The sequence below is a fragment of the Mucilaginibacter conchicola genome, from assembly GCF_003432115.1.
Classification (GTDB): domain Bacteria; phylum Bacteroidota; class Bacteroidia; order Sphingobacteriales; family Sphingobacteriaceae; genus Mucilaginibacter; species Mucilaginibacter conchicola.
The window spans coordinates 664,204-688,911 of the sequence record NZ_QWDC01000001.1; the positions used below are offsets into that span (position 1 = coordinate 664,204).

At 44.2% G+C, this 24,708-nt stretch carries 22 protein-coding genes and 1 other RNA gene; 19 read left to right on the forward strand and 4 right to left on the reverse strand.

What is annotated here, in order from left to right:
• Positions 1-42: 42 nt before the first annotated feature.
• Positions 43-2,193, forward strand: a complete 2,151-nt coding sequence (locus D0C36_RS02865) for a sensor histidine kinase (protein ID WP_147321920.1) — start codon at positions 43-45, stop codon at positions 2,191-2,193.
• Here D0C36_RS02865 and D0C36_RS02870 read toward each other — a convergent pair.
• Complete coding sequence (locus D0C36_RS02870) at positions 2,155-3,516, reverse strand: GH1 family beta-glucosidase (RefSeq protein WP_117390068.1); 1,362 nt, start codon at positions 3,514-3,516, stop codon at positions 2,155-2,157. The genes D0C36_RS02865 and D0C36_RS02870 overlap by 39 nt on opposite strands.
• Before the next feature lie 319 nt (positions 3,517-3,835).
• Between D0C36_RS02870 and D0C36_RS02875 the strand changes: the two genes are divergently transcribed.
• The 13 genes from D0C36_RS02875 to D0C36_RS02935 all read left to right on the forward strand — a co-directional run bounded on the left by D0C36_RS02875 (position 3,836) and on the right by D0C36_RS02935 (position 14,959).
• The gene (locus D0C36_RS02875) at positions 3,836-4,315 is read left to right on the forward strand and encodes a DinB family protein (protein ID WP_117390069.1); all 480 of its coding nucleotides are present in this window, start codon (positions 3,836-3,838) and stop codon (positions 4,313-4,315) included.
• Entirely contained in the window at positions 4,312-4,722 is a 411-nt protein-coding gene (locus D0C36_RS02880; protein WP_117390070.1) for a hypothetical protein, read from the forward strand. The genes D0C36_RS02875 and D0C36_RS02880 overlap by 4 nt, the downstream gene beginning before the upstream one ends.
• Positions 4,719-5,375 (forward strand): SCO family protein, encoded by a 657-nt coding sequence (locus tag D0C36_RS02885; RefSeq protein ID WP_117390071.1) that lies wholly within the window; start codon positions 4,719-4,721, stop codon positions 5,373-5,375. The genes D0C36_RS02880 and D0C36_RS02885 overlap by 4 nt, the downstream gene beginning before the upstream one ends.
• Positions 5,372-5,794 (forward strand): c-type cytochrome, encoded by a 423-nt coding sequence (locus D0C36_RS02890; RefSeq protein WP_117390072.1) that lies wholly within the window; start codon positions 5,372-5,374, stop codon positions 5,792-5,794. The genes D0C36_RS02885 and D0C36_RS02890 overlap by 4 nt, the downstream gene beginning before the upstream one ends.
• A 44-nt stretch (positions 5,795-5,838) precedes the next feature.
• Positions 5,839-6,228, forward strand: an RNA gene (rnpB, locus tag D0C36_RS02895) — RNase P RNA component class A.
• A 367-nt stretch (positions 6,229-6,595) separates the two neighbouring features.
• Positions 6,596-8,689 (forward strand): HEPN domain-containing protein, encoded by a 2,094-nt coding sequence (locus D0C36_RS02900; RefSeq protein ID WP_117390073.1) that lies wholly within the window; start codon positions 6,596-6,598, stop codon positions 8,687-8,689.
• Positions 8,686-9,471, forward strand: a complete 786-nt coding sequence (gene cobA, locus D0C36_RS02905) for a uroporphyrinogen-III C-methyltransferase (RefSeq protein WP_117390074.1) — start codon at positions 8,686-8,688, stop codon at positions 9,469-9,471. The genes D0C36_RS02900 and cobA overlap by 4 nt, the downstream gene beginning before the upstream one ends.
• On the forward strand, positions 9,449-10,960 hold the full coding sequence (locus D0C36_RS02910; protein WP_117390075.1) for a TSUP family transporter: 1,512 nt from the start codon (positions 9,449-9,451) through the stop codon (positions 10,958-10,960). The genes cobA and D0C36_RS02910 overlap by 23 nt, the downstream gene beginning before the upstream one ends.
• A gap of 1 nt (position 10,961) precedes the next feature.
• Entirely contained in the window at positions 10,962-11,681 is a 720-nt protein-coding gene (locus D0C36_RS02915) for a phosphoadenylyl-sulfate reductase (protein WP_262512191.1), read from the forward strand.
• A complete protein-coding gene (gene cysD, locus D0C36_RS02920) occupies positions 11,678-12,583 on the forward strand; it encodes a sulfate adenylyltransferase subunit CysD (protein WP_117390076.1) in 906 nt (301 codons plus the stop codon). The genes D0C36_RS02915 and cysD overlap by 4 nt, the downstream gene beginning before the upstream one ends.
• A 133-nt stretch (positions 12,584-12,716) precedes the next feature.
• Positions 12,717-13,967, forward strand: a complete 1,251-nt coding sequence (locus D0C36_RS02925) for a sulfate adenylyltransferase subunit 1 (protein WP_117390077.1) — start codon at positions 12,717-12,719, stop codon at positions 13,965-13,967.
• Positions 13,968-14,090: 123 nt separating this feature from the next.
• Entirely contained in the window at positions 14,091-14,483 is a 393-nt protein-coding gene (locus tag D0C36_RS02930) for a carboxypeptidase-like regulatory domain-containing protein (protein WP_117390078.1), read from the forward strand.
• 2 nt (positions 14,484-14,485) lie between these two features.
• Entirely contained in the window at positions 14,486-14,959 is a 474-nt protein-coding gene (locus tag D0C36_RS02935; RefSeq protein WP_117390079.1) for a hypothetical protein, read from the forward strand.
• 64 nt (positions 14,960-15,023) lie between these two features.
• Here D0C36_RS02935 and D0C36_RS02940 read toward each other — a convergent pair whose 3' ends face one another.
• Both D0C36_RS02940 and D0C36_RS02945 read right to left on the reverse strand, forming a co-directional pair.
• Positions 15,024-15,605 (reverse strand): hypothetical protein, encoded by a 582-nt coding sequence (locus D0C36_RS02940; RefSeq protein WP_117390080.1) that lies wholly within the window; start codon positions 15,603-15,605, stop codon positions 15,024-15,026.
• A gap of 188 nt (positions 15,606-15,793) precedes the next feature.
• Positions 15,794-18,742, reverse strand: a complete 2,949-nt coding sequence (locus D0C36_RS02945) for a TonB-dependent receptor (protein WP_117390081.1) — start codon at positions 18,740-18,742, stop codon at positions 15,794-15,796.
• Positions 18,743-19,036: 294 nt separating this feature from the next.
• Here D0C36_RS02945 and proB point away from each other — a divergent pair, with 294 nt between their 5' ends.
• On the forward strand, positions 19,037-20,116 hold the full coding sequence (gene proB, locus D0C36_RS02950; protein WP_117390082.1) for a glutamate 5-kinase: 1,080 nt from the start codon (positions 19,037-19,039) through the stop codon (positions 20,114-20,116).
• Between the two features lie 3 nt (positions 20,117-20,119).
• Positions 20,120-21,367, forward strand: coding sequence for a glutamate-5-semialdehyde dehydrogenase (locus D0C36_RS02955; protein WP_117390083.1), 1,248 nt, complete (start codon positions 20,120-20,122; stop codon positions 21,365-21,367).
• A 178-nt stretch (positions 21,368-21,545) separates the two neighbouring features.
• Here the strand turns inward: D0C36_RS02955 and D0C36_RS02960 are convergent, their stop codons facing one another.
• Positions 21,546-22,142 carry an FMN-dependent NADH-azoreductase gene (locus tag D0C36_RS02960; protein WP_117390084.1) on the reverse strand — a complete coding sequence of 199 codons (597 nt, stop codon included), beginning with the start codon at positions 22,140-22,142 and terminating at the stop codon, positions 21,546-21,548.
• A 108-nt stretch (positions 22,143-22,250) separates the two neighbouring features.
• On the opposite strand from D0C36_RS02960, the gene D0C36_RS02965 reads away from it, so the two are divergent.
• The 3 genes from D0C36_RS02965 (at position 22,251) to mnmA (ending at position 24,587) form a co-directional block, all read left to right on the forward strand.
• Positions 22,251-22,637: a winged helix-turn-helix transcriptional regulator gene (locus D0C36_RS02965; RefSeq protein WP_117390085.1), complete on the forward strand. Its 387-nt coding sequence runs from the start codon at positions 22,251-22,253 to the stop codon at positions 22,635-22,637.
• Between the two features lie 54 nt (positions 22,638-22,691).
• Complete coding sequence (locus D0C36_RS02970; RefSeq protein ID WP_117390086.1) at positions 22,692-23,366, forward strand: TIGR02117 family protein; 675 nt, start codon at positions 22,692-22,694, stop codon at positions 23,364-23,366.
• Between the two features lie 132 nt (positions 23,367-23,498).
• Positions 23,499-24,587, forward strand: coding sequence for a tRNA 2-thiouridine(34) synthase MnmA (mnmA, locus tag D0C36_RS02975; protein ID WP_117390087.1), 1,089 nt, complete (start codon positions 23,499-23,501; stop codon positions 24,585-24,587).
• The last annotated feature ends 121 nt before the right edge of the window (positions 24,588-24,708 follow it).

Consider the following 24,708-nt stretch of genomic DNA (forward strand, 5'->3'; position numbering starts at 1 on the left):
TATAGTTCTATATTTGTTCATACCTCTAAACTATTACTAAAGTTGACGCATATCACCGTCAGTCGTGTAAAGAAACTAACCTTATCTTATTTGCTGCTTGTTTTAGCGGCAATGTTTGCAGCGTGCAATCAATCTGCGGGTAAAAAAGATACAGGCGAATACTCTGAAGAGTTTCTTAAGATCCAGCATAAGGCCGAAGACAAATTTGGCCACAATGCCATTAAAGCAGGTCATGATTACCTCGATTCTGCATTTTCTAAATTAAAACACCCAACGGTTAACGACCGCTTTAGGTATTATGCCTTAAAATACGTTTATTTCCAGAAAACATTAAGAGATTTTGACAGCGCCATGCTGTATGCCGATAGCATGCTTGCATTGGCTAATAAAAGTGTAAACCCTAAACAATACTCTATGAACTATGCCGAGGCTAATTTTGCCCGCGGCGATAGTTTTTTTGAATTAAAACAGTTTAATGACGCATACCAGGCTTACTATCAAGGTTATTTAACAGGCAAGAACTATCTTAACCTTGCCGCCCTTTGCGATTATACTTACCGCATGGGCATGATCATGTATAAAAAGGGCCATTACAAACTGGCAGCTAATTATTTTAAAGACAGCTATCATCAAATAAGTGAAGAAGCCCGCACTTTTGATCGCGGTTTCCCAGGTTTTTATCGCCGCCAGGAGTTGCTTGACAATATTGCCATCAGTTACAAACACAACAACGAGGCTGATAGTGCTATCAAGTATTTCGACATTGCGCTAAAATTCATTAATGACAATGCCCCGCTATTTCCCGATCGTAAACGCGATATGGATATGGCTCGTGGTGTGGTATACGGCAATAAGGCCGAGATATACATGCAAACAAAGCAGTTTAACAACGCCATTGACCTGCTTAAGAAAAGCATAGCCATCAATATGCAGCCCGGTTTCGACAACCGCGACGCTGAGCTATCTGAGATAAAACTGGGTCAGATCTATTTGGATATCCACGCTTCAGACTCACTGATAAACCTCCTTGGTAATATCCGCAAACAATTGGATACGGTTGCTAACGCCGATGCCGAAGCTGATTATAATCGCTTATTGGGTAACCTTTACGTTCAGAGAAACGATCTTAAACTGGCTATTAACCATATACAGCGTTATAACCTGATGAAGGATTCCATTATAAAACGATCGGCCCTTTTGATGGAAAGCGATGTTAACCAACAATTAGCCAACTACGAGAAACAGCACGAAATAGATAAACTGAGCAATAGCAGCAAGTTGCAAACTATTTACTTGTACGTAAGCATTTTCTTTGCTTTAATGGCGGTCATCATCGTGTTTTTGGTATATCGTAACTTTAAACGTAGCCGCCAGGAAGTAAAAACCATCAACGTACTAAACAAGCAAATAAACGAGCAGAATTACAACCTCGAGAAAGCTTTAAAAGAGATAAACACCAGCAGCCAGGAGAAAGATCGTATACTGCGTGCGGTAGCACATGATCTTAGAAACCCTATAGGCGGCATTGCTTCTTTGACTACCATAATGGCCGAGGAAGACTACAGCGAAGAGCAAAAGGAAATGATTAACCTGGTGAAAGAAACTTCTTTTAACTCATTAGAACTGATCAACGAGATACTGGAAGCTACAAATCTCAACTCGGTTGAGTTGCACCCCGAGCCAACAGAGATCAACGGCCTGTTAAGTAACAGTGTAGAGCTGTTGAAATTTAAAGCTGCTGAAAAAGGCCAGGAAATTATTCTTGAGCCGTTAGATAAACAAATAGAACTGGTAATTAGTCGCGAAAAAATATGGCGTGTGGTAAGTAATTTGATCACTAATGCCATCAAATTTAGCCCTACAGGCGGCACTATCCAGGTTAAGGCTTTTGAGTTTGAAGATCACAAAATAGTTATAGCGGTGAAAGATAACGGTATTGGTATCCCTGATAAAATGAAGGACCAAATATTCAATATGTTTACAAGCGCACAACGCCCCGGCACTGCCGGTGAGAAATCATTTGGTTTAGGTTTATCCATTTGTCGCCAGATAATGGAGAAACATCATGGCAAGATTTGGTTTGAGAGTGATGTGGATAAGGGTACCACTTTCTTTATCAGTTTACCCCTGATACTTGCCGGTGTCCACGGCGGTTCAAACACTGCTCAAAAATTCAGCGAACCAACGGCCTGATGCTTTAATAATACGCTGCTGCGTTTCAAAATTTACATGTATCAATCCAAAACGCGGGTGATAACCTTCTGCCCATTCAAAATTATCGGTTAAGGTCCACACAAAGTAGCCTTCAACATTATAACCTTCTTGCCTGGCTTTTAATACTTGCTGCAGATGGGTTTGCAGGTAGGTTACCCGGCGCTGATCATCAACTTCGTTGTTAAAAACTGTGTCAGGGAAAGCTGCACCATTTTCGGTGATAATAATTTTCTTTATCTGCGGGTACGCGTTAAACTTCTTGATCATTTCGTAGATGCAAGGTGGGTATACTTCCCACTTCATATCGGTAAGCTCAACGCCCCTATCCTGCGCTTTTACCAGGCTGGCGCCTATATATGGTGTAAAAAATGAATATTTTACAATCTCGCGTGTGTAATTCTGTATCCCGATAAAATCAAAATCGAAACTCATATCGGCCTCATCACCGGGCAGGATATACTTGTTAATGCCTTTCAGCGCTTTCACTTCATCTGTTGGATAACCCAGGCCTAAGAGCGGTTCTATGTATAGGCGATTGATCAAAGCATCAGCACGTTTGGCTGCTGCTATGTGTTTCGGTTTATCAGCATAAGGCTCAATGTATGAACAAGAGAACGTATTGCCTATCTGCGCATCAGGGCATAGTTCGCGTAATATCCTCGCTCCTGCTACTATACTTAATACTACGTGGTGTATTGCCGGCAAAAAATTCTTTAGCCCTGTACGGCCCGGGGCGTGTATACCCAGGAAATATCCGGCGCCTGTAAATACAGCAGGCTCATTCATTACCATCCAGTGTTTTACACGGTCGCCAAAGCTTTTGGCACATACGGTTACAAAATTACTGAACCACGTAACTATCTTGCGGTTGGTCCAGCCGCCGTTATCTTCCAGTATCTGTGGCAAATCCCAGTGGTAAACGGTAATCCACGGTTCAACACCTTGCTCAAGGCAGTAATCAATAACTTTATTGTAATGATCAATACCTGCCTGGTTTACTTCGCCGGTGCCTTTTGGCAACACGCGGCTCCATGCTATAGAAAAACGGAAGTTAGGAATGTTCAACTCCTTAACAAGGTCGATATCACGTTTGTAATCTTTATAAAAATCACAGGCGTGTGTTGGTGTATCGCCGTTAAGTATCTTGCCTTTTTTTGAGCTGAAGGTATCCCATATTGATGCGCTTTTGCCGTCAACATCGCATGAGCCTTCTATTTGTAGTGCCGCGGTAGAAACACCCCAGGCAAAATCATCACCGAAAAGAGATCTGTTCAAAGAGGAAAAAGAGTGGTCAGTATCCATTTATTTGAGCCAAGCGTAGCCCAAAATGTGCATTATAATTGTATAAAAGAAACTCCTGGAAAAATTAGTGCATAAAAGATGATCTCATGCCTCTCAAAAACAACCATTCGCGAAAATGGCTCACTATGGCGCTCAGTCTTTTAATCATTTTCATAACGTTTCACATTTGTTGATATTCAAATCTAACCCACAGGTATGTACTTACAGTGTGGTTAATGTTATTTAATTGTAAACAAAGGTTATGCAAGCTACTACATACGCTATAAATATCGCCCGCCCGCTTCTGTAATACGACCAACGTTGATTACATTTGCTGCCGATGAAAGCCCATTTTATCTACCTTTTTCATTACGACCGCTATTGCAACAAGCTAATGATAGATCTTTTGCTAAGTACCGGCCTTACCGGTAAGGCAGTCGATCTGATGTCGCACACTTTGGTTGCCCAACAGATATGGCTAAGTCGTTGCTTAAACAAACCCGCTCCTACCGCAGAACTTTGGGCGCCGGGCAACGTAGAAAAGCTAATGGGTGCAAATGACAGGAACTTTGAAGAATGGGTGGCGTACATCAATACCTTGCAATCTGAAGATCTTGAAACCATCATCAGTTACAAAAACACTAAAGGCACGCCGTTCAACGACCAGCTGGCTGATATTATTACGCACGTAATTAACCATGGCACGCATCACAGGGCACAAATAGGCCAGTTATTGAAAACAGCCGGTGCCGAATTGCCATCTACAGATTACATTCATTACATCAGAAACCATAAAACATCTATACTTAGCACATTATGAAGAAACTTTTCGCCGCTGCAATTTTAAGCGCCACTTTGTTTAGCTGCGCTGATAAACAACAACAGGAAAAAGACCTGCTTAATGAAGTTATTGCCATACACGACCGTGTAATGGAGAAAGACGAGCTGGTGATGATCAACAAAATGCAACTGGATACTTTAATAAAAGACAGCGTATCTGCCGATGTTACCACAAAAGCGATCTCGTTAAGAGGCAACCTTGATACCGTTGACAGCCGTATGGAAAAATGGATGCACAATTTTGATGCGGAGAATAAAGGCAAAAGTCACGATGAGATCATCACCTACCTTACCGATCAGAAAAAACAGATCAGCGCTTTGGATAGCAACCTGAACATCGCCGTTAAAACGGCCGATACTTTTATCAAACAAAATAAAAAGAAATGAAAAAGTTAGCGGGAGCACTTTTCTTATTACTTGGCTTTGCTGCCTGTAAATTTAAAGCTGAGGAAAGCAAATTACCCATATTGGGCCAGCGCGAAGCGGTTACCAAAACCGTGAACGGCAAACAGGTGGTTGATACTGTATATCAAACCATTCCCGACTTTAAGTTTGTGAACCAGTATGGCGATACCATTACCCAAAACAGCTTAAAGGGCAATATTTATGTGGCCGATTTCTTTTTTACCACCTGCCCCTCTATTTGCCCCATTATGCACCGCAACATGCTTAAGGTGTATAACGATTTTAAGAACGTTCCCGATTTTAAGATCATCTCGCATACCATCGACCCGAAACATGATAGCGTAGCTGTATTGAAAAAATATGCTGATAAACTGGGCATAAGTGGCAACAGCTGGTGGCTGCTGCAAGGCAAAAAAGAAGATACTTACACCCTTGGCCAAAAACATTACCTGGTTGCTGTAATGCAGGATAACGGTGCACCTGGTGGTTATGTACACCAGGGCTGGTTTGTTTTAGTTGATAAACAGCGCCGCATCCGCGGATACTATGATGGCACCAAAGAAGACCAGGTTGCCAAAATGATAGATGATATTAAAACCCTGCGTGCCGAGGTAAATACCGAAATAGCCCAATGAAATTAAAGCTTATTGGTGGCATTATTGTATTGATAAGCGTGTTAATAGCCGCTTGCCAAAACGATGCGGACCAGGATTTTAAACGATACTATACCGGTGGCGCAGCTATCTATAAACAGAAGTGCGAAAACTGCCACGGCAATAACGGCGAAGGCTTAACAAGCTTAATACCACCTTTAACTGATACCGCATTCCTGAAAAAGAACCGCGATTACCTTGCCTGTATTGTACATAATGGCATAACCGAGCGTGTGCTGACCATCAACAGCAAAGCCTACGAAGGCTCTATGCCCGCTAATACCGACCTTGCCCCAATGGATGTTGCAAAGGTGCTTACATTTGTAACCAACTCATTCGGCAACAAGCAGGGTACCATTACGGTTGATGTAGTGGAGAAAGACTTGGCTGCTTGCCCGTAGCTCACTTTTAACTTTTTACTTTTAACTTTTGACTTATCTTTGTACCTGCAAAACGTTCTATCGCTTCGGGCTTGTTCCGGAGAGGAAAGTCCGGGCAACACAGAGCATCCTGCTTCCTAACGGGAAGGCGCCGGCAGCCGGCGACAGCAAGTGCCACAGAGAATATACCGCCTTATCCCGATAGCTATCGGGACAGGTAAGGGTGAAAACGTGAGGTAAGAGCTCACGGCTTTTCCGGGCAACCGGGATCGCGGTAAACCTCAGGAGTTGAAAAACCAAATAGGTTCTGAAAGTGAAGCTGCTCGCTTCCGCATCCGCAAGGATCGTCAGAATGGGTAGGTTGATAAAGCATACCGGCGACGGTATGATCAGAGATTAATGATAGAAATCTCCGCAAGGAGACACAGAACCCGGCTTACAGATTTGCTGCTGTTAAAATCCCCTCTCGAGGGGATTTTTTTATGTGGGGTGCTTAGAGCCCAACGCGTCATTGCGAGGAGCGACAGCGACGTGGCAATCCCCTACTTACAGAGCGGCCCTGTAGATCGAGGATTGCCACGCTACGCTCGCAATGACACGTGATGAGAAAAATTTTCAATTAAATTCTACTAATTCCCTATACTATGTATATATTTGGAGCTATAGAGATGACAACAATATTCAATACATATAATAACAACCTGATTTTCTGCTGTATGCAGGATAATATATCGCGGCTGTAAATGTGTAGATAAAGAATATTTGCCTCTTCAGCCACAGCAGAAGGGGCTTTTTTTTAGGAGAAAACTAAATACTTAAGATATGCAGAGCTTCAGGACCGAACTGGAGAACCCTATAGTAGAACAAGACATTATTGATCTTGAGCGCAAGATCCGCGCATTTCGCGAGGGTAAAATACACGACGAGAAATTCCGCAGCCTGCGTTTAGCACGTGGCGTATATGGCCAGCGCCAGCCCGGTGTACAAATGGTGCGCATAAAACTACCGTTTGGCAAAGTTACCTTTAAACAACTATTAAAGATAGCCGATATTGCCGACGAGTATGGCAGTGGCAACCTGCACCTCACTACCCGCCAGGATATACAGATCCACTACGTAAGCCTTGACCGTACCCCGCAACTATGGGCCGAACTGGAGCGTGATGACATTACCCTGCGCGAAGCTTGCGGTAACACCGTGCGCAACGTTACATCTTCTCCCAACGCGGGTATTGATCCGCAGGAGCCTTTTGATGTGTCACCTTATGCTCATGCTGTTTTCGAATACTTTTTGCGTAACCCTATCTGCCAGGAAATGGGCCGCAAATTCAAAATATCATTCTCATCAAGCGATGCCGATACTGCTTTCTCTTATATTCACGACCTGGGCTTTATCCCGAAACTAAATGACAAAGGCGAACGTGGTTTTAAAATAAACCTTGGTGGCGGCTTGGGAGCACAACCCTTTTTAGCCAGCATAGTTGAAGACTTTTTACCGGAAGACCAGCTGATACCTTACACTGAAGCTATTATCCGCGTGTTTGACCGCCATGGCGAACGCAACAACCGTAACAAAGCACGTTTAAAATACCTGGTGCAAAAACTGGGATTGGATGAAGTGCTTCGTTTAGCTAAAGAGGAGCATCTGGCATTAAAAGTTAAAAGCTACCCTATCAACCGCGATGCGGTACCTCAGCCTGCTATTCCCGAGCCCATTACCCCGGTAAGTGTGACCATTGAGAACCCGTTGCGTTACGAGCAATGGCTGGCTACCAACGTGTTTGAGCAGAAGCAAAAAGGCTTCTACGGTGTGTATGTGAAAGTGCCGGTTGGCGATATTCACACGCCCGAGGCGCGCAAATTTGTAGAGGCCGTAAAACCTTACGTAGCCGATGAGATCCGTATTACGCAGAACCAGGGCTTGTTGTTAAAATTTGTCCGTAAGGAAAACTTAGAGGCATTATACGCAGGCTTGCACGCACTGGATATGGCTGCGCCGGGTTTTGATAGCGTTGCCGACGTAACTACCTGCCCCGGTACCGATACCTGTAACCTGGGCATCAGCAACAGCATGACCATGGCTAAAGTGCTGGAAGACCTGATATTCAGCGAATACGAAGATTTTATCTACAACCGCGAAATAAAGATCAAAATAAGCGGCTGTATGAACAGTTGCGGCCAGCATGGTTTGGCGCATATTGGTTTCCACGGCAGCTCGTTAAAAGCGGGTACACGCGTGTTACCATCAGTACAGGTAATGTTGGGCGGCGGTACCGTTGGCGATGGCGCCGGTCGCGCTGCAGAGCGTATTATCAAGGTACCGTCAAAACGTGCTACCGATGTTTTACGCACCCTGCTGGATGATTATAAAACACAATCTATAGAAGATGAAACTTACCACGGCTATTACGACCGCCAGGGTAAAGATTATTTTTATCGCCTGCTGAAACCACTGGCTGATCTGACCACCCTTACCGATGATGAGTTTGTTGACTGGGGCCACCAGGAAACTTTTGCCACTGCCATTGGCGTAGGCGAATGTGCCGGTGTAATTATCGATTTGGTTGCCACATTATTATTTGAGGCTGATGAAAAACTGGGCTGGGCAAACGGCGCTTACGCAAAAGGATTATGGGCCGATGCTATTTATCACTCATACAATACCTTCATCAGCTCGGCAAAAGCCTTATTGCTTGATAAAGGCATCAACACCAGCACGCAAGCCGGCATCATCAAAGAATTTGATGCCAACTACGTAGAAACCGGTGAACTGAGTTTAGCCACAACCTTTAATGAGTTGGTGCTGCAGATCAACAAAAACGAACCATCGGAAGAATTTGCTACCGCTTACAAAGCACAGGCTACAGAGTTTTTAGAGACAGTTAAAACAAAAAGAGAAGCTGTATTACAATCATGATATCAAATAACAACAATATAAAAGAACCACGTATTACGCTTGTTGGTGCAGGCCCTGGCGATGCAGAACTGATAACCCTAAAAGGTATCAAAGCGCTGCAAACAGCCAATGTGGTTTTGTACGATGCGTTGGTGAACGAGGAACTTTTAGAAGTTGCCCCCGCAGATGCTGTAAAGATCTACGTGGGCAAACGCTCAGGCGACCATACTTTTTCTCAGGATAACATTAACCAACTGATGGTTGATTATGCTTTAAACTACGGCCATGTTGTACGCCTTAAAGGCGGCGACCCGTTTGTATTTGGTCGCGGGCATGAGGAACTGGAGTTTGCTGCAGAGTACAACATCCCTACGCAGGTTGTACCGGGCATTTCAAGCTCTATTGGTGTACCGGGTTTGCAGGGCATACCTGTTACGCACCGTGGTTTAAGCGAAAGTTTTTGGGTAATAACCGGCACCACTACCGCTGGCCGCATCTCTGCCGACCTGTACCAGGCTGCAAAAAGCAATGCTACTGTTGTGGTATTAATGGGTTTACATAAATTAGCAGAGATAGCAGAGCTGTTTAAAGCCGAAGGTAAAGGTGCTTTACCGGCTGCCGTGATACAAAGCGGCACCACGGTTGATGAAAAAGTAGCTGTTGGTACGGTTGATACCATTGCCGGCCTGGTTGCTGAGCAAGGCATTGCATCACCTGCATTAATTGTATTTGGCGAAGTAGTATCGCTTCACCCTCAATATAAACTGGTTAAAGAAGTATATGACGTTGTTGCCGGGAGATAATAAGTTAGCGGCCCGCCCGTATCAAAAGCCACAGGGGAACCAGTTGTTCCCCGTGTTTTTGAAGCTGGAGAACCTGCACACCGTGTTGGTTGGCGCGGGCAAGGTAGGCCATGAAAAGCTGACGGCTTTGCTGTTCAACAGCCCCGTGGCTGCTATTACTATTATTTCTAAAGAGGTTCTGCCGCAGGTGATAGATCTGGCAGCACAGCATAAAAACGTTAAGATCATTCAAAAACCATTCGAAGATGCTGACCTGGACAATGCCGACCTAGTTATCGCAGCTACCGACGACAGCGACCTGAACAAATATGTGCGACAATCAGCACATGATCGCAAATTACTGATCAACGTTGCCGACAAGCCTGAGCTTTGCGATTTCTACTTAGGATCAATCGTACAAAAAGGTGACCTTAAGCTGGCTATATCAACCAACGGCAAATCGCCAACCATTGCCAAGCGCCTGCGCGAGGTTTTGAATGAGGCACTTCCTGAAGAGCTGGATACAACTTTGCAGCAAATGCATGATATCCGCAATAACCTCAGCGGCGATTTTACGCATAAGGTAAAAGAACTGAACCGTGTTACAGCGGTATTGCTTGGCCCTAAAAAAGCGCCGAGCAATAATAATTTAAAGCTGATAGTATGGGGAACATTTGTATTGTTCCTGCTGATAACCATCGCAGCGGTTTGGTATAAAGATCCCGAGTTTCAAAACTACGTACAAAACATTTCACCGGTATTTTACTATTTTCTGGGTGCAGGTTTTGTTTTCGCATTGATTGATGGGGCCATAGGTATGTCATACGGTGTAACATCTACCACATTCTCGCTTTCAATGGGCATCCCCCCTGCTTCGGCAAGTATGGGTGTGCATTTATCTGAGATAATGAGCAACGGTATTGCCGGCTGGATGCATTACCGCATGGGTAACGTAAACTGGAAGCTGTTTAAGTTATTATTGTTGCCGGGTATTATCGGTGCAGTTACGGGTGCTTACATCTTATCATCGTTAGAGCATTACGCCATGTACACCAAACCGGTAGTATCGGTTTATACCTTGATATTGGGTATCGTCATCTTTAAAAAAGCATTGAGCCTTAAAAAGAAACGTACTACGGCTAAGATCAAACGCATATCGCTGTTAGGATTAGGCGGCGGTTTTATAGATGCTGTTGGCGGCGGTGGCTGGGGTTCTATCGTGTTATCAACCCTGATTGCCGGTGGCCGTCATCCTCGTTTTTCATTGGGTACTGTAAAGCTATCGCGTTTCTTTATCGCACTGATGGGTTCATTAACCTTTATCACTATGCTTAAAAGCGCGCATTGGGATGCCGTTGCAGGCTTGGTTATCGGCAGTGCCTTAGCATCGCCCGTGGCAGCAAAAATCTCAAATAAAATATCGGCAAAAGCCATTATGATGGCGGTGTCAATTATTGTGGTTGCTATCAGCATCCGCAGTATTATTAACTTTTTACTGAAAACATTTTAAAGTGGCAGATACTACTTACATATCGCGATTAGTAAAGGAGAAAGACTCGGTAGCGGCCTTGCAGGCATTGGCTGCGCTTTTCCCAGGCGAGATAGTTTTCTCTACCAGTTTTGGGTGGGAAGACCAGGTGATATCGCACATGATATTTGCCAATAACATCCCCATAAAAGTTTTTACGCTGGAGACCGGCCGTTTATTTCCCGAGACCTATTATGTGTGGAACCGTACCATGGAAATGTACAGCCAGCCCATCTACGTCTACTATCCTGATAACGGAAAATTGGAAGCCATGGTTGATGCAAAAGGCCCAAGCAGTTTCTACGAATCGGTAGCCAACCGTAAGGAGTGCTGCGGCATTCGTAAGATAGAGCCTTTGCACCGTGCTTTAAAAGGTAACCAATGCTGGATAACCGGCATCCGTGCAGAGCAATCTGCCAATCGCGAGGACATGAGCAATGTGGAATGGGATGAGGGTAACCAGATCATCAAGTTCCACCCTATTTTCAGCTGGACTTTAGACGACGTTAAAGCTTACATCAAACAATACAATATCCCTTATAATACATTGCATGACAGGGGTTTCCCCAGCATAGGCTGCCAACCCTGCACACGGGCGGTACAACCCGGCGAAGATTTTAGGGCCGGGCGCTGGTGGTGGGAAGACCAAAGCAAAAAAGAGTGCGGACTACATGCAACACAATTAAACGATCTTAAAGAATGAGTACAAACCGGTTAGATTACCTGGACGAATTAGAGGCAGAGGCCATATATATTTTGCGCGAAGTTGCAGGGCAGTTTGAGAAACCTGCGTTGTTATTTTCGGGTGGTAAGGATTCTATTACCCTGGTTCACTTGGCTTTAAAAGCCTTCAGGCCGGGTAAGTTCCCATTCCCGCTGGTGCATATCGATACCGGCCACAACTTTGAAGAAACCATCCAATACCGCGATGAAATGATTGCCCGCATTGGCGAAAAACTGATAGTAGGCCACGTGCAGGACAGCATTGATGAAGGTAAAGTGATTGAGCAAACAGGTAAAAATGCAAGCCGTAATGCTTTGCAGACTTTTACTTTGCTGGACACAATTGCCAAAAACGGCTTTGATGCTTGTATTGGTGGTGCCCGCCGCGATGAGGAGAAAGCCCGTGCCAAAGAGCGTATCTTTTCGGTACGTGATGAGTTTGGCCAATGGGACCCTAAACGCCAGCGCCCCGAGCTTTGGAATATCTACAATGGTAAGATCCACAAAGGTGAGAACGTACGTGTTTTCCCGATAAGTAACTGGACAGAGCTGGATGTTTGGAACTATATCCGCAGGGAGAATATTCCATTGCCAACCATCTACTTTGCGCACCAGCGCGATTGTATCACCCGCAACGGTCAATTGATGGCAGCATCACCGTTCCTAAATATGGATGAGGAAGATGTGGTTGAACGCAGAAACGTGCGTTTCCGCACCGTTGGCGATATGACCTGTACCGCGGCTGTTGAATCTTATGCTTTCGAGATAGATGATATCATCAGCGAGATAGCCGATTCGAAAATAAGCGAACGCGGTGCCCGCATGGACGATAAAGTGAGCGAGGCTGCCATGGAAGAACGTAAAAAAGGCGGATATTTTTAAAGGTAAAAGCTGAAAGCTAAAAGCTTTAGGACGCTTTAGATGTAAAAGCCTTTAATTTTTATTATAAAATTTCGTTCCCGGGTTCGGTGTCCTCACCGAACATTGAGGACAAGCAGATCTGAGAGAAAACTAAATGGATATACTTAAATTTATAACGGCAGGTAGTGTTGATGATGGTAAGAGCACGCTTATTGGCAGGTTGCTTTACGATAGCGACGCTATTTTGGCCGACCAACTGGAAGCTTTGCATGCATCAAACCGTAAAAACGACGACGGTACCATTGACCTTGCTATTTTAACCGATGGCCTTAAGGCCGAGCGCGAGCAGGGCATTACCATTGATGTGGCTTACAAATACTTTGAAACTGATAAGCGCAAGTTCATTATAGCTGATGCTCCCGGCCACATCCAGTACACCCGTAACATGGTTACCGGTGCCAGCAATGCCGATCTGGCTATTATCCTGATTGATGCACGCAGAGGTGTGGTTGAGCAAACCACCCGTCACTCGTTTTTGGTATCATTATTACAGATCCAAAAAGTGGTTATCGCTGTCAACAAAATGGATATGGTAGATTACAGCGAGGATGTTTTTAATAATATCGTTGCTGATTACCAAAAGATCGCTGCCAAACTAAATATCTCTGATGTTACCTTCATACCGGTAAGTGCTTTGAAAGGTGATAATATTGTTTATCCGTCAACCGCCATAAGCTGGTACAAAGGCGATAGCCTGCTGCACCATTTAGAAAATGTGGAGATAAACAGGGATAATGCATCAACCCATGCCCGCCTGCCGGTACAGTGGGTAGTGCGCCCGCAGACCGATGAATTGCACGATTATCGTGGCTATGCCGGCCGTGTATCCAGCGGATCATTTAAAGTGAATGACAAGGTTACGGTTTTGCCATCGGGCTTTACCTCAACCATTTCAAAAATAGAGTTGTATGATACGCAACCTGCCGAAGCGTTGGCTGGCATGTCGGTAACTGTTCACCTGAAGGATAACATCGATATCAGCCGTGGCGATATCATTGTAAACAGCGCCGGCGAACCGCAACTAAGCAGTGTTATAGAAGCCGACCTGTGCTGGATGGATACCCGCGGACTGGATACTTCCCTCACCTATTTGGTGCAGCATAACACCAAAACGGTACGCTGTAAAATACGTGAGATGCTACACAAGGTGAACATCAACACGCTTGAAAAAGATTTTGACGAAGATTTTAAACTGAACGATATTGGCAGAGTGGTGATCAAAACCGCCGAGCCTCTGGCTTTTGATCCTTACCAGGAGAACAAAGCAAACGGTGGCGCTGTCATTATTGATAGCCGAACCAACGTGACTGTCGGCGCGCTGATGCTGAGGCAGTCTGTAGAATAGAATAATTTAACCGATTATTATACTCAATTAAGTGAATCTACCCCTGCATGAGGTGCAACTCGTGCAGGGCTTTTTTGTATTTCCAATGTTTACTTTTTAAATTAACTACTTATAACTTAGCTAATGTTAAAAAGAAATAAGATATTAACTCTTTTACCTTTTCTGTTATCGCTTTTTTGCAGAGTATCAGGTCAAATCCGCACTATTTCCGGGCTCGTAATAGACGATCATCTTACCCCTGTGCCAGGCGTTCAACTAAGACTTAATGACACAACATTGATTGGAACCACGAACAGCGATGGCCGCTTCAATACTGATATACCTCAAAACACCAATACTCTACACTTCGGTTTCGTAGGTTTTGAACCTGCGACAATTAGAATAAATGATAATTGTGATACCATAGAGATTATTTTACTCCCGGCAAGCACTTACGATTTTATGTCGCCTAAAAAAATTGACAGATTAAGATTGAAGCAATTCAAGACATTACCAGGACTATATCTGGAAGCTTAAGATTGAAGCAATTCAAGACATTACCAGGACTATATCTGGAAGCTTTTAATAAAGGAGTCTTCACAAATAAATCTGTTTGTTATTCAAGTGAATTTAAGCCTCATTATCTAAGGTTAGATTCCATAAGAAAAGAAAAAAAGAGAATATCCAAGTTAAATAAATTGGTGTTTGAAAAGTTAAAAATCGGAGATACCGTAACTGTTCCGTTTGGGGGAAATAATAAAGCCGACAAGGCAGACAAAATAAATTTATGGGTGTATTCTGCATTTTCTGACTCCCACAGCAAGACAGATTTTGATTTCATTATAGAATGCGTTGTAGTGTCAAAAAAAACTAAAGATTCAAATCTGACCTTAAAAGTTATCCATTGTGATTTCGACGGTCATAGAGCTTTATTGAGAAATAAGGAAATTAAAAATAATGAAGTGTTTGACTATAATATGAGTTATCACAAATTATTATACTCAATTAAGTGAATCTAACCCTGCATGAGGTGCAACTCGTGCAGGGCTTTTTATTGGCCGTTCGTCTACAAATAACTTAGCGGAGTTCAGTTTCGTTATGGACAACCGCAAGAATTGTTGGCGGTACAACTTTATTGCCTTTCTTGAATATCAGATTTCTTTTTGTGCTGTCTAAAACAGCATAATCATATCTATTAGTGTTGCGAGATGATGGGTTACTGAACTTGATCGTATCCTTGTTAATTGTGTAGAGACCAATTTCATCATCTATACCAAAACAAATATTTCTCATCTTGAACCGGCCATTCTGTTTCAGCATCAGTGTTGTTGTGCAATTTGCAACACCTTCTCTGCCGGCAATTAATACACTCTTACTTTCAAAATCGCTGTAGTTGATTATGCCGTATGGCCGCAAAGCGATAAGTGCTAACAATAGCAACACCAAACAGGCCTTATATAATCGCTGCTTATTTTTAAAGTGCTCTTTAGCTGCAAAATAAAGCTGACGTAAAGCACCGAAAAATAACACAGTCACTACTATCGCTAAAAAAGGCCATAATAACATGTTGAAACCACCCAAAGCCCCTTCCCAAAAATAGAGGGTGTTAACAATCAGAAATACTAAAACGGAGAAAAAGAGAAGTTTGCTTTTGAACATGATAAGGCACCCGAGGTTTACCAAAGATAATATCTTCCATAAACAAAAAAAGCGGGCAGCTCGCCCGCCCGCTTTCGAGAAAAACTAAATTATACCTAAAAAACAATAGGATCTTTATTCAAGTCGAAAGTCTAATGTCCAAAGTCCCTTACCTGCGGACTTTCGGACTAAAGACTTCCGACTCACGACTACTTACCGCTCAGCAAGCCGTCCAGCGTAACCGAGGCATAGTAAATACCACCGATGGTTGGGCCGCCTGCATATTGTATGTAGCGTTTATTAAATACGTTGCTGGCTCCAATTTTAAACGTTGCATAGTAAACCGGTACGCGCAGGGTAACCTGTGCATCCAGCGTACCCACTGCAGGTACCCGGCCAGTAACCAATGGGCTCTCCCACAGGTATGATTGCTGCCATTTGTACACTACGTTGAAACCAAAATTCTTAACCACTTCGCGGTTGCCGAACGAGAAGTTGCCACTCCACTCAGGTGTGTTAAAGCCGGTAACAAATATGTCTGATGCTTTCTGTGCTTTTAGTTTGTTGAAGCTAACGTTACCGGATACGGTGTAACGCTGGTAGAAATTCCAGCTTAAACCTGCCGATGAACCATAGTTGTTGTAGATGTTCTTAGCGTTAGTGTACACACGGTAACGGCTCTGACCCTGGCTGGCAGCGTTGTTTGCTGTGGCTGTTGTAGGGTCGCGGTTAATATCCAACATGGCTAACACAGCGGCATCGCTGCCAACGGTTGCACCGTTCGGCACAAATACCTGCACCTGGCCAAGGAAACCATTGTAACGGTTAGCATAAGCATCAATATCAAGAAATACTTTATTATCAAACAATACGCCTTTGTAACCTACCTCGAATGAAGTGATCTGCTCAGGGCGTGCCTTAGGAAGGTTAGCTACCTGCAATAAGCTACGGTTAGCTAAAGCAGTGGCATCATCGCCGGTTGTTGATTGCGCTTTTACAGCAGCATTAAATGCTGTAACCGATTGCTGAGTGTAGCTGTTATTCAGATAGCCTAAACCATCATTAATAAATTCCAAACTGCCTACGCGTTTAACACGGCCATTATTTACATAAGACAATGCCTCAAACAACGACGGGAAACGGTAACCATTCTGGAAGGTGAACCTGAAGTTATGGTTAACATTAGGCGAATAAACCGCTGCCAAACGTGGTGTAAACTTAGGATCAAAGTATGGGTTATAATCGTAGCGTAATGAGCCAAATAACTTTAATTTCTCATCAAAGAAAGTTTTGGTTGCCTGTGCAAATGCACCATATTTTTTGTAGATCACGTTATCGCCAAAGCTGCCATCGGCCAGTGGCTTGTTACGGTCAGCAATTGAGCGGGTAAAATCCACGAAGTTGTTACCATCAGGCGTTATAGAATAAACGCGCACATCGGCGCCCACGAGCAGGTCAACAAACTTGATCCTGTCGCTCAGGTCGTATTGTGCTTCGGCGTTGTATAAATGGCTTTTTTGAACCAGGGCAGCGCCACCGGTTTCAGGGGCATCTGGTATCAGGCTCGATTTTATATCCCAGTTATTAATGCCGATGATCTGCTTGCGCAGGGCATCAAAAGCCGGAGTGCCGGGCTCCACCCTCCCGGCATCCGCGGCTGCACGCGCCGCCTGCGTGGCAGCCGCGAGATTAGCAGAGGTCAGTCCACCGTTTGCATTACCGTAAGCGGTTAACGCGTTTTTGTAAGTTGTCCCCCATGCGCTATTGCTGGCATGGTTCAAATCAAGGTTATCGGCCAGCGGTTTCACGTTGAATGAGTTACCGGTATTTTCTATAGACTCATAGGCACGCACCAAAAACTCTTTACCTTTTAGTTCCAGTTTATGATTTTGTACAGTTGCACCATTCAGTGATATTTTATTACCGCGTTGAAAAACACCGTCCATGCGGCCATAGCGGTAAGTATATGATAACTGCAGATCGGGATTGAATTTATAAGCTACCGTACCATCCAGTTTAAGGTTGGTTACTTTAGGGTCAACCAGGTCAACCTCGTTATAACCGGTACGCGCAACGGTAAGGTTTGGCCTTGCCACACCATCAACCACAATTCCTTTTATTGACACGGTGTTACTGCCAGCCAATGCGTCATCACCGTACTTGTTCCAGCCGTCGTAGGCAGCATTGTTAGCGCCGGTTAGTTCAGGATAAGCGGGGTTAGCGGTCTTCAAATTGCCGGGGTTTTGATCCAGGCGGGTGTTTGATTGCCAGTCGGTACCGGTAAGGTAGCTGGCGTTTACTTTGAATGCGAACTTATCATTCCATGCTTTAGCAAAGCGGATAGCCGTTTCATTAATAGTGCTTGCATTTACACCTATATTATCCACATGGTTAACGCCCGTGCGGTGATAAAAGCTTAAGCCCTGTGTTTTAAATGGATCTTTAGTGAATAAGTTTGATAGACCGTTGATAGCATTGGTACCATAAAGTGCTGCGGCTGCACCCGGTGTTATCTCCAGGCTGGCAATATCCAATTCGGTTGGGCCAATGGCGTTACCCAGCGGTACACCCAAAGTTGCCGACTGCATATCAACCCCATCAACCAGTTGCATAAACCTAAAGTTATTAGGGCTGTTAAAACCACGGGTGTTGGGTACCTTAAGCGTGATACTTGTAGTGGTCATCTGAACACCTTTAACGTTCTCCAAAGCATCGTAAAAGCTTGGGCCGGGTGATTGTTTCAAAGCCGTAATGCTCAGTTTCTCAATCGCCACCGGAGACTTCAATAATTTCTCCTCGCGGCGCGATGCAGTTACCACCACCTCATTTATCAGTAGTGATTGCGTGGTTAGCTGTACGTTTACATTACTATTTGCACTGCGTATGGTAAACTCCTGCGAGTGATAGCCTACCGCGCTGAACACTAATGTATATGGAAATTTAGCCTGGGTAGTTAGTGAGAATTTACCAGTGCTATCTGTTGATGTTCTGTTATCGGTACCTTTAATAGATACCGTTGTGCCTATAAGTGGCTGGCCGTGGTCATCTTTAACCTGGCCGCTTAAGATATAACTGCCATTAAGTTGCGCCGAGGCCAGGCCCGGGACAAGGACTAAAAAGAGTATAATAAGTTTTATTAAACTTTTAAAAGATTTCATGAATTAGGTTGTATTTAGTTTAGTTGAAAAAAATGTGAACAGGTTGGAGCCGTGCCGGATAGCTTTAACAGCAGCAGCAACAGCATGCAGTTGAGAGCTGCATGTTTCTTTTAAAGTTCAATGATGCGGGGTATAAATAATACATTGTCTATAGAATTACTCGACAAAAATATTAATTGTTTCATGGCATCCAAAAAAATTCTAACATTTTTTTAATTCCCTCGGTCTGCAAGAAGCTATGTAGGTTTTTATGCGGTAAATACGTATAATTGTCGACCAAATTAATATACTTTAATGTCCTTCTCCTACCGCCGCATCATCATAAAAATTGGTTCAAACGTATTAACCCGACCTGATGGCCTACCCGATACCGACAGGATAGCGCATCTGGTAGACCAAATAGCGTCGATAAAAAAGCAGGGCATCGAAGTGATATTGGTATCCTCAGGCGCTGTAGCATCAGGCAGGAGTCTGATCAGCATATCAGAAAAATCTGATGCCGTAGCTGTGAGGCAGTTACTGGCATCTATCGGGCAGGTTAAACTTATTAATACCTACTCTGCCCTGTTTGAGAAATATGACATCCTGTGTTCGCAGGTGTTGGTGACTAAAGAAGATTTTCGCGATAGGCTGCATTACCTCAACATGCGCAACTGCCTGGAGATCTTACTGCAGCACCAGGTTATACCGGTTATTAATGAGAACGATGTGGTATCGGTAACCGAATTAATGTTTACCGATAATGACGAGTTGGCTGGCTTATTAGCTTCAATGCTGAACGCACAGGCGCTCATAGTACTCACCAACGTAAACGGCATCTATACCGGCGACCCTAAACTGCCCGGCTCATCCGTTATCACTGAGATCACCAACGGCGGGCTGGATTTTGCTTCGTTTGTAAGCTCGGGCAAGTCGCAGTTTGGCCGTGGCGGGATGATCACTAAATCGACCATTGCCGATAAAGTGGCCCGTTTGGGTATTGCCGTGCATATTGCAAACGGCACAAAGGATAACATCCTTACAGATGTTTTGGCTAACCAGATAGAGCATACCCGCTTTGTGCCGGCTAAGTTAGCATCGGGTAAAAAGAAATGGATAGCACATTCTGAGAACTCGGCTAAGGGCGTTGTACAGGTGAACGAGGGTGCTAAAACAGCACTTACCTCGAAAAAAGCATCAAGTCTGTTGCCGGTAGGTGTAACAGAAATTATTGCTGATTTTAAAAAGGGCGAGATCATAAAAATAATTGACGAGAACAAAAAGGTGATTGGCTTAGGCCTGGCCGAATATGGCTCAGAGAAAGCCCGTGAATACGCCGGACAAAAGAACCAGCGTGCCCTTGTGCATTACGATTACCTTTATTTACAGAGTTAAAACATGGCATACCAACAATATTTTGAGCAGGCAGTAGCGGCATCGCGCAAAGCAGGGCTTACTGAAGCCGTTATCAATAAAGTACTAAAGGATGTGGCAAAGGCAGCCATTGAGCAAACACCCTATCTGCTGCAGGAAAACCAAAAGGACCTCGACCGGATGGATTCATCCGATCCTAAATATGACCGCCTTAAACTAACTGAAGAGCGTATAAAAGGCATTGCCGCTGATATTGAAAACGTGGTAGGTTTACCCAACCCGCTGGGTAAGGTACTGCTTGATAATACTCTACCAAACGGATTGGAAATAAAAAAAGTAAGCGTGCCGCTGGGTATTGTCGGGGTTATCTATGAGGCAAGGCCTAATGTTACTTTTGATGTATTTGCCCTGTGTTTTAAAACCGGTAATACCTCGGTATTGAAAGGTGGTAGTGATGCAGAATTTTCCAATCTGGCTATCATCAGCGTTATACATAGTGTGCTTAAAGCCAACAATATCGATGTAAATGTTGCGACCCTGCTCCCTGCGGATCGCGCTGCTACGGAAGCATTGCTTAGCGCTATCGGTTTTGTGGATGTATTGATCCCCCGCGGCAGTCAGTCACTTATTGATTTTGTGCGGAACAACAGCAAGGTGCCTGTGATTGAGACAGGTGCCGGCATTGTGCATACTTATTTAGATGAAACCGGCGACATAGACAAAGCTATCCCCATCATTGAGAATGCAAAAACCCGTCGGGTAAGCGTCTGCAACGCACTGGATTGCCTCATCATCAACAACAAACGCCTCTGCGACCTGATACACATCTCAGAACCGCTGGCCAAAAAAGAGGTAGTTATTTATGCTGATAAGAAAGCCTTTGAAACACTCGACGGCCACTACCCCACTGATTTGCTGCACGAAGCGCAGGCGGAACATTTCGGTACGGAATTTTTATCCATGAAGATGGCAATTAAAACTGTGGATACCCTGGAAGAAGCTTTGCAGCATATTGCGCAAAACAGCTCCAAACACAGTGAGGCGATCATTTCTGAAGATGAATTAAATATCGAGACCTTCCTTAACCGTGTGGATGCAGCTGCGGTTTATGTAAATACATCTACAGCATTTACCGATGGTGCCCAGTTTGGCCTCGGTGCCGAGATAGGCATCAGCACCCAAAAACTCCATGCCCGCGGGCCTATGGGTTTGCAGGAACTAACCAGTTATAAATGGATAGTTAAGGGTAATGGGCAGATAAGACAGAGTTAACAAAGGCGGGAATATAAAATCCTATCCAAGCCGTTGTTGGTGTTGTAACCAACAATTCTCCGCGCAGGTAGAGCAATTTGCTTTGCATGCGGTTTGTTGGTGACAACACCAACAATGGCAAAACGGACAAATAAGACAGAGTTAATAAAGGCGGGATGCAGATCCCGCCTTTATTGTTTTATACTTCTACAGATTCGATGCCTTTTTCAAGTGCTTTTTCCTGTACGCCTGGTATCTTCAATCCTTCAGCACGGTGGAAAGATATATTGGTCATGCCTAAAAAGCCGAGAACGGTTCTCAAATAAGGTTCAATAAAGTCTATAGCTTTCATATTACCTTCAGAATAAACGCCGCCTGATGAGATGGCCACGTAAACGCGCTTGCCTTCAATTAAACCTACCGGCCCGTTCTCGCCGTAGCGGAAAGTTTTTTGTGCGCGTACAATATGGTCTATCCATGCCTTCAAACTCGAGTGAATAGTAAAATTGTACATCGGCGCACCTATAACGATAACGTCGGCATCCTGCACTTCGGCAATGCCCTGATCAGAGTGCTTTACCGCTTCGGCAAGCTCAGGCGTGTGCTGTTCTGCCGGGGTGAAGAATGAGGTAAGGTGCGATTCTTCCAAATGCGGAAAAGGATGATCTACCAGGTTACGGGTTTTAACGGTGCTGCCCAGGTTGGCTGCCTGAAGTTTTTCAACTATCGCATTACCTAATTTAATGCTGTAAGATTCGTTGCCGCGGGGGCTTGATATCAGATGTAGTATTTTCATTTTCTTAGTGTTTTGATACAATGCAAACCTACGTACACCCGCTATTAAAAAGATATTAGTATCCCAAAGGATAGCAGTATCCTTTGGGATAGTTGGTACATTTGTGTAATGGCAGCAGAGATAAAACACATCACCGAAAAATGTAATGGGGCACTCCTCGCAATACGCGATACGCTCTATGTTTTAAGCGGAAAATGGAAGATCCAACTCATCGTACTCCTGCGCGAAGGACCTATGCGCTTTAATGAATTGCAGCGTTCGCTGGTTGATATTACCCCCAAAGTACTGTCCAAAGAACTTCGCGAGATGGAGCTTAACGAGTTCGTGATCCGCAGGGTGTATGATACCGTACCGGTAACTGTTACTTACGAGCTGACGCCATACGCTGCCACCGTTGACCCTATTATTAACAGCCTGCGTGAATGGGGCACTCAACACCGCGAAAGGATAATCGCCAGTCGCAAAAGTGAAGTTAAGGAGACTGTTGAGGAATAGTACTTGGGTTACCTTCCTATTCAATTGGTATTAAGGATAACCAATCATTATCACATGAAGAAGATCCTTAAAGTAACATTTCGTATTCTGCTCGGTATCATAGCATTTATAGCTATTTACCTGATAGCAGTATTTGGCCTATCTGCCATCAGCACATCCGCAGAAACTACTACTGATAATAAAGACATCACTATCTATATCCTCACCAATGGCGTACATACCGATGTGGTAGTCCCGCTGAAAAATGCAGACATGGATTGGAGCCACGAGATCAAATTTGAGAACGTAATTAAATCCGATACTACAGCCAAGCTCGTAGCATTCGGTTGGGGCGATAAAGGTTTCTATCTCAATACGCCTACCTGGTCGCAGCTCAAATTTAGTGTGGCATTTAAAGCAGCCACGGGCTTAAGTACATCAGCCATACATGCTACTTTCTACAAAAATCTTCGTGAAGATGCATCCTGCAAAAAGATCAATATCACCAAAGCACAATATCATCGATTGATCGCTTACATCCGCAACAGCTTCCAGGCTGATAGCGCCGGCCACTTCATCAACATAAAAACCAACGCCAACTATGGCGATACGGATGCTTTTTACGAAGCTAAAAGGCGTTATAACCTTTTTTACACCTGTAATACATGGGCCAATAATGCCCTAAAAGCCTGCGGACAAAAAGCTTGTCTATGGACACCGATGGACAAACCTATCTTCAAAAAATACTAATACACACATTCAAAACCTTCATCATTCGCAATTCAACATTGGGTGTTCGATATTACCCAAACACTCATTTTACCCTTTACTGACCTAACCTACAGGCATTATAAATAAGTAAAGCTTATCTTTGCAGCTATTATGAGTAAGCACGGTAGAATCCTGGTGGCCATGAGTGGCGGTGTTGATAGTTCTGTAGCGGCAGTTATGCTGCATGAGCAGGGCTATGAGGTGATAGGCCTTACCATGAAAACCTGGGACTACGCCGCAAGCGGTGGCAGTTCTAAAGAAACCGGCTGCTGCAGCCTTGACAGCATTAACGATGCCCGCGCTTTGGCTGTTGGTTACGGCTTCCCTCATTATATATTGGATATCCGCAACGAGTTTGGCGATTTTGTGATCGATAACTTTGTTGACGAATACCTGGCAGGCCGCACCCCTAACCCATGTGTGCTTTGCAACACTCACATTAAATGGGAAGCGCTTTTAAAACGCGCCGATAAACTCGATTGTGAATTTATTGCTACCGGCCACTACGCCAACATCCGCCAGCAGGATAACGGCCGTTATGTGATATCAAAAGGTAAAGACGAAAATAAAGACCAGTCTTATGTACTTTGGGGCGTATCGCAAGAGAACCTATCGCGTACTAAATTCCCGCTGGGTAGTTTCTCTAAACCTGAGATCCGCCAAATGGCAGTAGATATGGGCCAACTTGAACTGGCAGGTAAAAGCGAAAGCTACGAGATCTGCTTTGTACCTGATAACGATTACCGCGCCTTCCTGCGCCATAAAGTACAGGACCTGGATGAGCGTATAGGCCAGGGTAATTTTGTACTGACTGACGGTACCGTTGTAGGCAAACACCAGGGCTATCCTTATTATACTATAGGCCAGCGTAAAGGTTTGGGTATTGCTTTAGGCCAGCCGATGTTTGTTACTCAGATACAGGCCAATACCAATACGGTTGTATTAGGTACTGCCGATGAACTGCAACGCAAAGAAGCCTGGGTACGTAATCTTAACCTCATTAAATACGAAAGCATTACCGAGCCATTGGCAGCGGTAACCAAAATACGCTACAAAGACGCAGGTGCCGAAAGTAAAATAGTACAGATAGGCGACCACATGAAGGTATCGTTCGATCACATGGTATCGGGTATTGCGCCGGGCCAGTCTGCGGTATTTTATGAAGGTAATGATCTGCTGGGTGGCGGCTTTTTATTGTAGTTTTTTGTTGAAAAGTTGGAAAGTTTAAAGGTTGGAACGTTTGGTCTAACTGGGCGTTTAAGCTTTTTAGAAATCAACTTTGCAACATTCAAACCTTACAACATTCCAACATTTAACTTTA

Excerpts from the sequence above, each read along its gene's own strand:
- D0C36_RS02940 (WP_117390080.1), bottom strand. The coding sequence starts at position 15,605 with ATGTTCAAAAGCAAACTTCTCTTTTTCTCCGTTTTAGTATTTCTGATT.
- D0C36_RS02960 (WP_117390084.1), bottom strand. The coding sequence starts at position 22,142 with ATGAAAATACTACATCTGATATCAAGCCCCCGCGGCAACGAATCTTAC.
- D0C36_RS02955 (WP_117390083.1), top strand. The coding sequence starts at position 20,120 with ATGGCATACCAACAATATTTTGAGCAGGCAGTAGCGGCATCGCGCAAA.
- D0C36_RS02885 (WP_117390071.1), top strand. The coding sequence starts at position 4,719 with ATGAAAAAGTTAGCGGGAGCACTTTTCTTATTACTTGGCTTTGCTGCC.
- D0C36_RS02970 (WP_117390086.1), top strand. The coding sequence starts at position 22,692 with ATGAAGAAGATCCTTAAAGTAACATTTCGTATTCTGCTCGGTATCATA.
- cobA (WP_117390074.1), top strand. The coding sequence starts at position 8,686 with ATGATATCAAATAACAACAATATAAAAGAACCACGTATTACGCTTGTT.
- cysD (WP_117390076.1), top strand. The coding sequence starts at position 11,678 with ATGAGTACAAACCGGTTAGATTACCTGGACGAATTAGAGGCAGAGGCC.
- D0C36_RS02870 (WP_117390068.1), bottom strand. The coding sequence starts at position 3,516 with ATGGATACTGACCACTCTTTTTCCTCTTTGAACAGATCTCTTTTCGGT.
- D0C36_RS02945 (WP_117390081.1), bottom strand. The coding sequence starts at position 18,742 with ATGAAATCTTTTAAAAGTTTAATAAAACTTATTATACTCTTTTTAGTC.
- mnmA (WP_117390087.1), top strand. The coding sequence starts at position 23,499 with ATGAGTAAGCACGGTAGAATCCTGGTGGCCATGAGTGGCGGTGTTGAT.
- D0C36_RS02965 (WP_117390085.1), top strand. The coding sequence starts at position 22,251 with ATGGCAGCAGAGATAAAACACATCACCGAAAAATGTAATGGGGCACTC.
- D0C36_RS02875 (WP_117390069.1), top strand. The coding sequence starts at position 3,836 with ATGAAAGCCCATTTTATCTACCTTTTTCATTACGACCGCTATTGCAAC.
- proB (WP_117390082.1), top strand. The coding sequence starts at position 19,037 with ATGTCCTTCTCCTACCGCCGCATCATCATAAAAATTGGTTCAAACGTA.
- D0C36_RS02925 (WP_117390077.1), top strand. The coding sequence starts at position 12,717 with ATGGATATACTTAAATTTATAACGGCAGGTAGTGTTGATGATGGTAAG.
- D0C36_RS02900 (WP_117390073.1), top strand. The coding sequence starts at position 6,596 with ATGCAGAGCTTCAGGACCGAACTGGAGAACCCTATAGTAGAACAAGAC.
- D0C36_RS02910 (WP_117390075.1), top strand. The coding sequence starts at position 9,449 with ATGACGTTGTTGCCGGGAGATAATAAGTTAGCGGCCCGCCCGTATCAA.
- D0C36_RS02880 (WP_117390070.1), top strand. The coding sequence starts at position 4,312 with ATGAAGAAACTTTTCGCCGCTGCAATTTTAAGCGCCACTTTGTTTAGC.
- D0C36_RS02930 (WP_117390078.1), top strand. The coding sequence starts at position 14,091 with ATGTTAAAAAGAAATAAGATATTAACTCTTTTACCTTTTCTGTTATCG.
- D0C36_RS02890 (WP_117390072.1), top strand. The coding sequence starts at position 5,372 with ATGAAATTAAAGCTTATTGGTGGCATTATTGTATTGATAAGCGTGTTA.